Genomic DNA, 12763 nt, shown 5'->3' with positions numbered 1-12763 from the left:
TGCACGGCTGCCATCCACTGGTGCGCCAATCCAGATGGCCTTGACCCTCCACAACACCAATGTGGGAGCGAGCTTGCTCCCACAGTTTTAATCGGTGTTGTATCAGGTCCCTGCAATCAACTGCCGCGCCGCCTGGCTGTGATCGGCAATCAACCCCTTCAGATCCAGCCCTTCGACCTGCCCATCGATCACCCGCCACTTGCCGCCGACCATCACCCGGTCCGCGCGATCGGCGCCGCACAGCAGCAGTGCCGAGACCGGATCATGGCTGCCGGAGAAGCGCAGTTCATCGAGTTTGAACATCGCCAGGTCAGCCTGCTTGCCCACCGCCAACTCGCCGATATCGGTACGGCCCAGCAGGCTCGCCGAACCCTTGGTCGCCCAACCCAACACGCGCTCCGGGGTGATCTTCTCGGCGCCGTAGCGCAGGCGCTGGATGTACAGGGCCTGACGTGCTTCGAGCATCATGTTCGAGGCATCGTTGGACGCCGAGCCGTCCACGCCCAAACCCAGCAAGGCACCGGCATCGGTCAACTCGATGCTCGGGCAGATGCCTGAGGCCAGGCGCATGTTCGAACTCGGGCAATGGCAAATACCGGTACCGGCGCCGCCGAGGCGGGCGATTTCGTCCGGGTTGAAATGGATGCCATGGGCCAGCCAGGTACGCGGGCCGAGCCAGCCGACACTGTCCAGATAGTCCACGGTGCGCAGGCCGAAGCGTTGCAGGCAGAAGTCTTCTTCGTCGAGGGTTTCTGCCAGGTGGGTGTGCAGRCGCACGTCGAGTTTGTTCGCCAGTTCGGCACTGGCCGACATGATTTCCGGGGTCACCGAGAACGGCGAGCACGGTGCCAGGGCAATCTGGATTTGCGCGCCGTCACCACGTTCGTGGTACTCGGCGATCAGGCGCTGGCTGTCGGCGAGGATCACTTCGCCTTCCTGTACGGTCTGTTGCGGCGGCAGGCCACCGTCCTTTTCACCGAGGCTCATGGAACCGCGGGTCAGCATGGCGCGCATGCCCAGTTCGCGAACGCTCTCGACTTGCACGTCGATCGCGTTTTCCAGACCTTCCGGGAACAGGTAGTGATGGTCGGCCGCGGTGGTGCAACCGGACAGCAGCAATTCAGCCAACGCGACCTTGGTGGCGAGGGCGAGCTTTTCCGGGGTCAGGCGTGCCCAGACCGGGTACAGGGTTTTCAGCCATGGGAACAGCGGCTGATTGACCACCGGCGCCCAGGCGCGGGTCAGGGTTTGATAGAAGTGGTGATGGGTGTTGATCAGGCCCGGCAGGATCACATGCTCGCGGGCATCGAACACTTCATTGCACGGGGCGGACGGTTGTTGACCAGCACCGAGTACTTCGACGATCAAACCGTCTTGCAGCACCAGGCCGCCACGGGCATCGAGACCGTTGGAGGTGAAAATGGCGAGGGGATTTTTTAACCAGGTACGGGTCGCTGGCATGTTGGCCGGCTCCTCTGAAAGTTGGGTTCAGGGTTGCCAGCTCAGTGTTGCCCTGTCTGCTGATCCAGGTTCGCCGGGGAGGCGAGGTGCGCAGTGTCGATCAAAACGCCGTTATGGGCAAGCCCGGCCCGACAGGACAACAACAATCCCTGTGGGAGCGAGCTTGCTCGCGATAGCGGTTTACCAGACACAGATGTTGTTGACTGACACTCCGCWATCGCGAGCAAGCTCGCTCCCACAGGTTATGGGGTGTTACCAGGGAATGGTTTCACCCCGGTAATTGATGAAGTGATGCCCGCCCTTGCCGACATACGCATTCACCTGATCTACCAGGCCACGGGTGCTGGTTTCCACGTCGATGTCAGCGCCTTCACCGCCCATATCGGTTTTCACCCAGCCCGGGTGCAGCGACAGCACGGTGAGACTGGTTTCGCCCAACTGAGTGACGAAGCTGTTGGTCATGGAGTTCAGCGCCGCCTTGCTGGCCTTGTACAACGCCAGCTCCGGTGCGTCGGGCATGGTCACGCTGCCCAGCACCGAGCTCATGAAGGCCAGCACGCCGGTGTCCGGGCGAATCCGGTCGACAAAACGCTGGGCCAGGTTGATCGGCGCCACGGCGTTGGTGAAGAACAGTTGACCGACTTCGGCCATTGTCGCGCCGCCGTTCGGCGTCTGGACATCCGGCCCCTTGACCCCGGCATTGACGAACAACAGGTCAAACACATCACCCTTGAGTTGTTGGCTCAGGGCGGACACCGCCTGCTGATCGTCCATGTCGAGCTTTTCGATCTGCACATCGCCCAAGGCCTGCAAGGCTTCGGCTTTTTGCGGATCGCGCACGGTGGCGGTGACTTGCCAGCCATCGGCCAGCAGGGTTTTCACCAGCCCGAGGCCAAGCCCCCGGGAGGCGCCGATGATGAGTGCAGTTTTTGCCTTGGACATGAGTGGCTTCCTTGAAAATTCAGAGTCGTGGATTCAATGGACACTGTTGCCCCAGCCGTTGTTGCAACTCGTCGCGCAGCGCGCCGAGTTCGGCCATGCGGGCTTCGATCAGTTTGAGTTTGTCTTGCAGCAATTGCGTGACGGCACTGTCGGGATCGGGTGACTGCCAGATTGCAGCGACGCTGTTGCCGATCGCGCCGAGGGGGCTTGACCCTGGAGCATACTCCAGGCTTTAGCCTTGTTGCTCCCTGAATTGATGGAGCAATGTCGATGTGGACTACAACGCAATATCGCCGGTTGGTGCAAGGTAGTGCCTGGTATGACTTGATCGTGATGCTCGCGTTTGTCACGCCGTGGAGTTTTGCAGCGTTGCATGGGGTTTTGATGGGCGTGAGTCAGGCGTTGAGTTTGCCCGGTGAGCTGCCACCGTTCGAACCGGCGCACATGTTGATGGCGAATCTGCTGGGGTCGATTGTCTGCGTATGGTCGGTGCTGCGGATTCGTGATCCGCAGCAGGTTTATGGGCGGTATGACGCCGTGGGCAGATTCCTGTTCTCGGCCTGGCAGGCCTATGCCCTGATCCATGGCGTGAGTTCGATTCTGGTGGTTTTTCTGGTGTTTGAATTGGCGTGGGGCGTGGCTCAGGTGTTGCCAGTGCGGACGCCATCGCGAGCAAGCTCGCTCCCACAGGTACTGCATTATCCTTGTGGGAGCGAGCTTGCTCGCGATGAGGCCAGATCAGGCAACCCTTAATGCCCAGCCTGCCACGGCTGCCCCAACGACACCGGCGCATATAACCGTGTGCGCAGCGCATCCCGTGACAGCAGCACCAGCACCACAATGGTCGCGACATACGGCAGCATCGCCAGCAGACTGGACGCAATTGCCAGCCCCAACCCCTGCGCCACCAGGTGCAGGATGCTGGCGAGCCCGAACAGGTAGGCGCCGAGCAGCAGGCGCCACACCCGCCAACTGGCGAACACCACCAGCGCCAGGGCAATCCAGCCGCGCCCGGCGCTCATGTTCTCCGCCCACATCGGCGTGTACGCCAGGGACAGATAAGCCCCGGCCAACCCTGCCATTGCGCCGCCGAACAACACCGCCAACGTGCGTACAACCAAAACCGGCAAGCCCATGGCGCTGGCAGCGTCGGGATTTTCGCCGACCGCTTGAATGATCAGCCCGATGCGGCTTTTCAGAATCACCCAGGCCACCAGTGCGAACAACGCGAACGACAGATACACCAACAGGTCCTGGGCAAACAGCATCCGCCCGATCAGTGGGATCTCACTSAAATACGGAATCGCCATCGGCTCAAACCCCGCCAGCGGCTTGCCGACCCAAGCCGCACCGACGAAGGTCGACAGACCCACGCCGAAAATCGTCAGGGCCAGACCGGTGGCCACCTGATTGGCGTTGAACACCAGCGCCACCAGCGCAAACAACGACGACAACAACATCCCGGCGAGCATCGCCAACGACACACCGAGCCACAGGTTGCCGGAATTGAACGCGACGATGAAACCGATCACCGCGCCAAACAGCATCATGCCTTCCTGGCCCAGGTTGAGGACGCCGCTTTTCTCGCAGATCAGTTCCCCCAGCGCCACCAGCAGCAACGGCGTACCGCAGCGGACCATGGCGTAGAAAATATTGCTCAGCAGATCGATATCCATCACAGCGCTCCTGCTTGTACGGCGGTGGCTTGGGCGCGGCGGGTCCAGCGCAGGTTCAAGCGCGGTCGGTAGAGAATCAGCACATCGCTGGCCAGCAGGAAAAACAGCATCATGCCCTGGAACAATTGGGTGATCGCTTGCGGCAGGTTCAGGCTCATTTGTGCGCTTTCGCCGCCGATGTACAGCAGCGCCATCAATAGGCTGGAAAACAGGATGCCGACAGGATTCAGGCGGCCGAGAAACGCCACGGTAATCGCCGCGTAGCCGTAGCCCGGCGAGACCTGCGGCACCAACTGGCCGATGGGGCCGGTGACTTCGCACACCCCGGCAAGCCCTGCCAGGCCGCCGCTGATCAACAGCGCAAGCCAGATCAGGCGCTTCTCGCGAAAGCCGACAAAACCGGCGGCACGTTTGTCCAGCCCGAGCACTTTGATCTGGAAACCGACAAAGCTTTTCTGCAACAACACCCAAACCGCCACTAGCGCGAGCAGGGCGAAATACACTCCGGCATGCACCCGGCCATCCTCCATCAACAGCGGCAAGCGGCTGGCGTCACCGAACATCGCTGACTCGGGGAAATTGAATCCCGCGGGGTCTTTCAATGGGCCGTGAACGCAGAACAGCAACAGGTTCAGTGCGATGTAGTTGAGCATGATGCTGGTCAGGATCTCATTAGCGTTGAAGCGTGTACGCAACCACGCCGTCAGGCCGGCCCACGCGGCACCCGCCAGGGAGCCCGTGAGCAGGATCAGCACCAGTGCCCAGCGGCTTTGTATATCAATGATGTTCACTGCCAGTGCACTGCCGGCCAACGCACCGAGCAGCAGTTGACCTTCGGCGCCGATGTTCCAGATGCGCGCCTGATAGGCGACGGCCAGGCCTAATGCGCACAGCAGAATCGGCAGGGCTTTGACCAGCAATTCGGAGACACCATACAGGTCGCTGACCGGCGCGATCAGCAGTGTGTGCAAGGTCAACAGCGGGTCGTGCCCGAGTGCGATAAACAACAACGATCCACAGCCCAGGGTCAGTGCAGCCGCCAGCAATGGCGAGCACCACAGCATCAGGCGCGATTGCTGGCCACGGGGTTCAAGGGAAAGCAGCATGTGACACTCCGTTAGCGCGTGGCGGATGCGAGTGATTGAGGGGTGTCGAACTGGCCGGCCATCCAGCCGCCGACATCGCTCAGGCGCGTATCGACAGTGGCGTGGAGCGCGGACAGTCGACCGCCGCACAAGGCACCGAGGCGGTCGCTGATCTGGAACAATTCGTCGAGGTCTTCGGAGATCACCAGGATCGCCGCGCCGGCATCGCGCAAGGCAATCAGTGCGCGGTGAATGGTGGCGGCCGCGCCGACGTCCACCCCCCAGGTCGGGTGCGCGGCGACCAGCAGTCTGGGTTGCTGAAGGATTTCCCGGCCGAGGATGAATTTCTGCAAATTGCCGCCGGACAGGCTGCGGGCCGGAGTCTGGCTATCGGGCGTCTTCACACCGAAGCGACGGATGATTTCCTCGGCCAGCGCTTCGACTTTGCCGCGCAGAATCAGACCGTGACTCACCAATCCTTGCTGAAAAGCGCTCAGCAGCGCGTTATCCGCCAGGCTCAACTCTGGCACCGCACCATGTCCCAGGCGTTCGGCAGGGACGAATGCCAGGCCAAGTTGGCGGCGTGCATCGGGGCGCAAATGGGCGACGGGCTCCTTGCCAAAACGGATCGTCGAGCTGACGTTGCGAGGCAGTAGCTCTTCGCCACTGAGCAAGGCCAGCAACTCATCCTGGCCATTGCCGGCGACACCGGCGATGCCGACAATTTCACCACGGCGCACTTCAAGGTCGATGTTGGCAAGCGAGCAGCCAAACGGGTCCGGGTTGTGCCAGGACAAGCCACGGACATCAAGGAACGCATCACCTCCGGTAACCTTCGGATAGTCTGCGATCAACTCCGCCGCTTCACCGACCATCAACCGCGCCAACTGCTGATCCGAACACTTGGCCGGCAGGCAATGCCCGGCCACCCGTCCGCCGCGCAGTACCGTCGCGCTATGGCACAACGCGCGGACTTCCCCGAGCTTGTGGCTGATGAACAAAATGCTGCAGCCCTCAGCGGCGAGCCGGCGCAGGGTGACGAACAGTTCGTCAGCTTCCTGCGGAGTCAGCACTGAGGTCGGTTCATCGAGAATCAGCAGACGGATGTCCTGCATCRGGCAGCGAATGATTTCCACCCTTTGCCGTTCACCGATCGACAGACTGTGGACAAGTCGCTCCGGTTCCAGCGTCATGCCGTAGCGGCGGGACACTTCGCGAATCTTCGGCTCAAGCTGTCTGGGTGTGCCTGCCGCCGCGCCCATGGCCAGGGCAATGTTCTGCGCCACGCTCAGGGTTTCGAACAGCGAAAAATKCTGGAACACCATGCCGATTCCCAGACCGCGCGCCTGGGCCGGGTTGCGCAGGCTCACCCGCTGACCTTGCCAGATCACCTCGCCCGAATCGGCGTGGGTGACACCGTAGATGATCTTCATCAGCGTGCTTTTGCCCGCGCCGTTTTCACCGAGCAGGGCATGGATCTCGCCAGGGGCARTGGTCAGGTCGATGGCGTCGTTGGCCAGGCAACCGGGATAGCGTTTGCTGATTCTGCGCAGTTGCAGGCGCGGAACCGGATCGAGGATTAGAGCGTGATTGGGCATGACAGGCTCGGTGCTATTGGACTTGTGCCTGTGGATAAAGCAATTTTCTGGCCATCTGGTCAGGAAAATGTCGAAGTCCAGCGAGCAGAGGCGTTGAGTACGCGGCTTTCATATGTGCCACGCAGAGTCCGGCACCACATGGGGGCAATGGTGCAAATCAAGCCCCGATTTTGCTCGTGCGGTTTTGCTCAAAAAATGAGCAACCGACCACACGCCATACCGTGCAGGGCGTCGAGACGGCCATGAACGGGTTATCCACAGATTGCTCCACAGTATTTGTGCGCAAGCTCAAAGCATGGGTATAAGCACTGAGTGGCTTTCTTCTAAAGGCGATAAACCGTTGTAACTGGCTGTTTTTATTTGAATTTGATGTGCTTGATGGCAAATAGGACGAAAATTGAGCAAAGTCCGCAAAGCCGTATGACACAAGGGTTACAGCCGTATGTGCTCAGGTTATCCACAGCCGGGTGCACAGCAGATGTGGGCAAATATGGAATAAGTGAAAAAGCAGCGTGCCCCAAAAGATTGCAGCTTGTGCTGAAGCTTTTTAGCGCTGCTGCAACAAAATACGTCCACGACTCAAATCGGCCAGTTGTGACTGGAGGATGTCGATTTGCGCATCACCCACGGCCAACTGTAACTCGACACCATTGGCGGTGAAGGTTTCATCCACAACCAACCCGCCTGCCTCAGCCACCCGTAGCTTGACCAGGGTCAATTCGGCAAATCCGCAAGCGCAACGCAGCTGCACCCGGCTGATCAGCTCGATCTTCGGTGCCGCTTGCAGGCATTTGTTTGCACCACCGCCATAGGCCCGGGCGAGCCCACCGGTGCCCAGCTGGATGCCGCCATACCAGCGAATCACCAGCACCACGACCTGATCGCAATCCTGCGCTTCGATCGCCGCCAGAATCGGCCGGCCGGCCGTACCGCCGGGCTCGCCATCATCAGTGCTGCGATACTGATCGCCGAGTTTCCACGCCCAGCAGTTGTGCGAGGCATTCAAGTCACTGTGCTGTTCAATGAACGCCTGGGCCTYGGCCGGGGTGGAGACTGGYGCGGCGAAGGTAATGAAGCGGCTCTTGCGAATCTCTTCGCGGTATTCGCAAAAACCGCTGAGGGTAAATGGCATACGTACCTGAATGGCTACTTAGATGGCAGGTTTCAGGCCGCAGCCCTTGAGAATGATGCGGATCAGGTTGTCCCCGGCGTCTTCCATGTCCTGTTTGGTCAACCTGGTGCGCCCGGTGACGCGGCAGATCTGCGTGGCAAAGTCGGCGTAATGCTGGGTGCTGCCCCACAACAGGAAGATCAGATGCACCGGGTCGACCGGGTCCATTTTACCGGCGTCGATCCAGGCCTGGAACACGCCCGCACGGCCCTGAAACCAGGTGCGATAATCCTGGTTGAAATACTCGGTCAGGCATTCACCGCCGCTGATGACTTCCATGGCGAAAATCCGCGAGGCTTGTGGCTGGCGTCGGGAGAACTCCATTTTCGCACGGATGTAACGGGTCAATGCTTCGCTCGGATCGTCTTCGGCGGTGAGGGTGTTGAAGGTACTGTCCCACAACTCGATGATGTTGCTCAGCACCGCCACGTACAAACCGAGCTTGTTGGTGAAGTAGTAATGCAGGTTTGCCTTGGGCAACCCGGCATTCTGGGCGATGGTGTTCATGCTCGTGCCTTTGTACCCGTGACGGGCGAACTCGTCTTCGGCGGCTTTGATGATGGTCTCTTCGTTTTTCTGACGAATGCGGCTGAGGGGTTTTGCGCCGTGGGCTGGGACTTCAAAGGTCATAGGCACTTCCGAGAAGATGAGTGGGTGCAACCTGTGCGTTGATAGCGTACCCGCAGGCTACAGACAAGTATTTGGGGCAAAACCAATCTACTGTGGGAGCGACGGTGCGGCGCTCCCACAGGACTTCTTCAATTATGCAATTCAACGCGTCGCCGCAAGACTCTCGAGAAAACTCTCCAACACCAGATGGGGTCGACGCCCCTTACGTGTGACCGACGCCAGGCTCAGGTCATAGAAGCGCGTTTTCGCTTTCAACGCGCGCAATCGACCTTGCTGCACCCAAAGACTCGCGTAGTGATCCGGCAGGTAACCGATATAGCGTCCGGTCAGGATCAGGAACGCCATGCCTTCACGGTCCGAGGCGCTGGCGGTGCAATTGAGCGCCTGGTAGTGGGCCTGGATCTCTGCCGGCAAACGGAAGGTGGGTGCAATGGCGTCCTGACTGTTCAGGCGTTCGTCGTCCAGTTGTTTGTCGTCGGCATAAAACAATGGGTGGCCGACTGCGCAGTACAACAGCGACCGCTCGCTATACAGCGGTTGATACTCCAGCCCCGATAGTGCGCTGGCCTGCGGTACCACGCCGACGTGCAGGCGACCGTCGAGCACGCCTTGTTCGACTTCATTGGGCGCGATCATGCGGATCTGGATCTGCACGTCCGGGCCGCGTTCTTTCAATTGTGCGAGGGCATGGGTGATGCGCATGTGGGGCAGGGTGACCAGGTTGTCCGTCAAACCAATGATCAATTCGCCGCGCAAGTGCTGGTGCAGGCCGTTGACCTCGGTACGGAAGCTTTCCAGTGCACTTAGCAGTTGCAACGCCGATTGATAGACCTCKCGGCCTTCTTCTGTCAGGGAAAACCCGGCACGTCCACGTTGGCACAGACGCAGGCCGAGACGTTGCTCCAGATCGCTCATCTGCTGGCTGATCGCCGAGCGCCCGATGCCCAGTACGGTTTCCGCCGCGGAGAAGCCGCCGCATTCCACCACGCTGCGAAAGATCCTCAGCAGGCGAATATCAAAGTCGCTGACCTGGGCCAGCGGATCGGGACGGCGAGTGCTCATGCGGGTTACTCAAAAGTTTAGTAATGGGCTGACTGAACATTAGAAGAGTTGCATTTCACCGACTTTATCTCCGTGGCAATTTAGCTGCAACAACGGTTTTCAATCCTTACGCCGCTTATTGCCTTGCGAGGTTTCGCCCATGAACCAGCCTGAAAACGCCCCGACTTCCCTGGCCAGCCAGCTCAAGCTCGATGCTCACTGGATGCCTTACACCGCCAACCGTAACTTTCTGCGCGACCCACGCTTGATCGTTGGCGCCGAAGGCAGCTGGCTGATCGACGACAAGGGCCGCAAGGTATACGACTCGCTGTCCGGTCTGTGGACCTGTGGCGCCGGGCACACCCGCAAGGAAATCCAGGAAGCGGTCGCCAAGCAGCTGGGTACCCTCGATTACTCGCCGGGCTTCCAGTACGGCCATCCGCTGTCCTTCCAGTTGGCTGAGAAAATCACCGACCTGACCCCGGGCAACCTGAACCACGTGTTCTTCACCGACTCGGGCTCCGAGTGTGCTGACACCGCCGTGAAGATGGTGCGTGCTTACTGGCGTCTGAAAGGCCAGTCGACCAAGACCAAAATGATCGGCCGTGCCCGTGGCTACCACGGTGTGAACATCGCCGGCACCAGCCTCGGTGGCGTGAATGGCAACCGCAAGCTGTTCGGTCAGGCGATGATGGACGTCGACCACCTGCCGCACACTTTGCTGGCAAGCAACGCTTACTCCCGTGGCATGCCGGAGCAGGGCGGTATCGCCCTGGCTGACGAACTGCTGAAACTGATCGAACTGCACGATGCATCGAACATCGCTGCTGTGTTCGTCGAGCCATTGGCCGGTTCCGCTGGCGTACTGGTTCCACCACAGGGTTACCTTAAGCGTTTGCGTGAAATCTGCGACCAGCACAACATCCTGCTGGTGTTCGACGAAGTGATCACCGGTTTCGGTCGTACCGGCACCATGTTCGGCGCCACCACCTTCGGTGTGACCCCGGACCTGATGTGCATCGCCAAGCAAGTCACCAACGGTGCAATCCCGATGGGTGCGGTGATTGCCAGCTCCGAGATCTACCAGACCTTCATGAATCAGCCGACGCCTGAATACGCGGTTGAATTCCCCCACGGCTACACCTATTCCGCGCACCCGGTGGCTTGCGCCGCGGGTCTTGCCGCACTCGACCTGCTGCAAAAGGAAAACCTGGTGCAGAGCGTGGCCGAAGTCGCGCCGCATTTCGAAAATGCGCTGCATGGCCTGAAAGGCACCAAGAACATCATCGACATCCGCAACTACGGCCTGGCCGGCGCGATCCAGATCGCAGCGCGTGACGGCGACGCCATCGTGCGTCCGTTCGAAGCCGGCATGGCGCTGTGGAAAGCCGGGTTCTACGTGCGCTTCGGCGGCGACACCCTGCAGTTCGGCCCAACCTTCAACAGCAAGCCGCAGGACCTGGATCGTCTGTTCGACGCGGTCGGCGAAGTGCTGAGCAAGATTGACTGATTTCTCCTTCTATATACCTACAAACAACAGGCGCTCCGAAGCGAGCGCCTGTGGACAACTTTTCAGGAGCTTCCATGAGCGTTATTCCGCATTTGATCAATGGCGAACTGGTGACCGAGAACGGTCGCGCGGTTGATGTGTTCAACCCGTCTACCGGCCAGGCTATTCACAAGTTGCCGCTGGCGACCCGCGAAACCATCCAGAGCGCCATCGACGCGGCCAAGGCTGCATTCCCGGCCTGGCGCAATACGCCGCCGGCCAAGCGTGCCCAAGTGATGTTCCGCTTCAAGCAACTGCTGGAGCAAAACGAGGCGCGTATTGCTCAACTGATCAGCGAAGAACACGGCAAGACTCTGGAAGATGCGGCCGGTGAACTGAAGCGCGGTATCGAGAACGTGGAGTTTGCCTGTGCGGCTCCGGAAATCCTCAAAGGTGAATACAGCCGCAACGTCGGACCGAACATCGATGCCTGGTCGGACTTCCAACCACTGGGCGTGGTTGCCGGTATCACTCCGTTCAACTTCCCGGCCATGGTGCCGTTGTGGATGTACCCGCTGGCGATCGTCTGCGGCAACTGCTTTATCCTCAAGCCGTCCGAGCGTGATCCGAGCTCGACGCTGTTGATCGCCCAGTTGCTGCTGGAGGCTGGTCTGCCTAAAGGCGTACTGAGCGTGGTGCATGGTGACAAGACCGCGGTGGATGCATTGATCGAAGCGCCGGAAGTCAAAGCGCTGAGCTTCGTTGGTTCGACGCCGATTGCCGAATACATCTATTCCGAAGGCACCAAGCGCGGCAAACGCGTTCAGGCCCTGGGCGGTGCGAAGAACCATGCCGTGCTGATGCCGGATGCAGACCTGGACAACGCCGTCAGCGCACTGATGGGCGCGGCTTACGGTTCTTGCGGCGAGCGTTGCATGGCGATCTCCGTGGCCGTGTGTGTCGGTGACCAGGTCGCAGATGCTCTAGTGGCCAAACTGGTTCCGCAAATCCAGGCGCTGAAAATCGGTGCCGGCACTTCCTGCGGTCTGGACATGGGGCCTCTGGTGACTGGCCAGGCGCGCGACAAGGTCAGCGGTTATGTAGAAGACGGCGTAGCCGCCGGCGCGACGCTGGTAGTGGACGGCCGTGGCCTGACCGTGGCTGGCCACGAGGAAGGCTTCTTCCTGGGTGGCTGCCTGTTCGACAACGTCACGCCAGAAATGCGTATCTATAAAGAAGAGATCTTCGGGCCGGTGCTGTGCGTCGTTCGGGTCAACAGCCTGGAAGAAGCCATGCAACTGATCAACGATCACGAATATGGCAACGGCACCTGCATCTTCACCCGTGACGGCGAAGCGGCGCGGTTGTTCTGCGACGAGATCGAAGTCGGCATGGTCGGTGTCAACGTACCGCTGCCGGTGCCGGTGGCTTATCACAGCTTTGGCGGCTGGAAGCGTTCGCTGTTCGGCGACCTGCACGCCTATGGCCCGGATGGCGTGCGTTTCTATACCCGCCGCAAGGCCATCACCCAGCGCTGGCCGCAGCGTGCGAGCCATGAAGCTTCGCAGTTCGCCTTCCCTAGCTTGTAAGTAGAAGGGCGTAGAAGGCCGACCCTTGGGTCGGCCTTCGTGTTTTCGGGGGTTTTTAGCCTATATGACAGAATTGTGAAA

At 60.2% G+C, this 12763-nt stretch carries 11 protein-coding genes and 1 pseudogene; 3 read left to right on the top strand and 9 right to left on the bottom strand.

Annotation, left to right across the window (positions count from 1 at the left end):
- Window positions 1-102 precede the first annotated feature (102 nt).
- The 3 genes and pseudogenes from AC1DRN_RS03915 to AC1DRN_RS03905 form a co-directional block, all read right to left on the bottom strand.
- Entirely contained in the window at window positions 103-1461 is a 1359-nt protein-coding gene (locus AC1DRN_RS03915) for an 8-oxoguanine deaminase (RefSeq protein ID WP_223462797.1), read from the bottom strand.
- A 252-nt stretch (window positions 1462-1713) separates the two neighbouring features.
- A complete protein-coding gene (locus AC1DRN_RS03910; RefSeq protein WP_223462798.1) occupies window positions 1714-2403 on the bottom strand; it encodes an SDR family oxidoreductase in 690 nt (229 codons plus the stop codon).
- Window positions 2404-2422: 19 nt separating this feature from the next.
- Window positions 2423-2605 (bottom strand): annotated as a pseudogene (locus tag AC1DRN_RS03905) (MerR family DNA-binding protein); the annotation flags it as partial.
- A gap of 68 nt (window positions 2606-2673) precedes the next feature.
- On the opposite strand from AC1DRN_RS03905, the gene AC1DRN_RS03900 reads away from it, so the two are divergent.
- Entirely contained in the window at window positions 2674-3156 is a 483-nt protein-coding gene (locus AC1DRN_RS03900; protein WP_223462799.1) for a hypothetical protein, read from the top strand.
- Here the strand turns inward: AC1DRN_RS03900 and AC1DRN_RS03895 are convergent.
- The 6 genes from AC1DRN_RS03895 to AC1DRN_RS03870 all read right to left on the bottom strand — a co-directional run bounded on the left by AC1DRN_RS03895 (window position 3153) and on the right by AC1DRN_RS03870 (window position 9625).
- Complete coding sequence (locus AC1DRN_RS03895; RefSeq protein WP_477786632.1) at window positions 3153-4079, bottom strand: ABC transporter permease; 927 nt, start codon at window positions 4077-4079, stop codon at window positions 3153-3155. The genes AC1DRN_RS03900 and AC1DRN_RS03895 overlap by 4 nt on opposite strands.
- Window positions 4079-5185 carry an ABC transporter permease gene (locus tag AC1DRN_RS03890; protein WP_223462801.1) on the bottom strand — a complete coding sequence of 369 codons (1107 nt, stop codon included), beginning with the start codon at window positions 5183-5185 and terminating at the stop codon, window positions 4079-4081. Before AC1DRN_RS03890 ends, AC1DRN_RS03895 begins: the two co-directional genes overlap by 1 nt.
- A gap of 11 nt (window positions 5186-5196) precedes the next feature.
- Complete coding sequence (locus tag AC1DRN_RS03885; RefSeq protein ID WP_477786631.1) at window positions 5197-6762, bottom strand: ABC transporter ATP-binding protein; 1566 nt, start codon at window positions 6760-6762, stop codon at window positions 5197-5199.
- 547 nt (window positions 6763-7309) lie between these two features.
- Window positions 7310-7894: an IMPACT family protein gene (locus AC1DRN_RS03880; protein WP_477786630.1), complete on the bottom strand. Its 585-nt coding sequence runs from the start codon at window positions 7892-7894 to the stop codon at window positions 7310-7312.
- A gap of 18 nt (window positions 7895-7912) precedes the next feature.
- A complete protein-coding gene (locus AC1DRN_RS03875; RefSeq protein WP_223462804.1) occupies window positions 7913-8563 on the bottom strand; it encodes a TetR/AcrR family transcriptional regulator in 651 nt (216 codons plus the stop codon).
- A 141-nt stretch (window positions 8564-8704) separates the two neighbouring features.
- Window positions 8705-9625, bottom strand: coding sequence for a LysR family transcriptional regulator (locus tag AC1DRN_RS03870; protein ID WP_223462805.1), 921 nt, complete (start codon window positions 9623-9625; stop codon window positions 8705-8707).
- Window positions 9626-9764: 139 nt separating this feature from the next.
- On the opposite strand from AC1DRN_RS03870, the gene aptA reads away from it, so the two are divergent.
- The gene (aptA, locus tag AC1DRN_RS03865; protein WP_223462806.1) at window positions 9765-11114 is read left to right on the top strand and encodes an omega-aminotransferase AptA; all 1350 of its coding nucleotides are present in this window, start codon (window positions 9765-9767) and stop codon (window positions 11112-11114) included.
- A gap of 74 nt (window positions 11115-11188) precedes the next feature.
- Window positions 11189-12682: a CoA-acylating methylmalonate-semialdehyde dehydrogenase gene (locus AC1DRN_RS03860; RefSeq protein WP_008021905.1), complete on the top strand. Its 1494-nt coding sequence runs from the start codon at window positions 11189-11191 to the stop codon at window positions 12680-12682.
- Window positions 12683-12763 lie beyond the last annotated feature (81 nt).

Source organism: Pseudomonas sp. P5_B3, from assembly GCF_056400405.1.
This window is presented reverse-complemented; position numbering and strand designations above follow the sequence as displayed.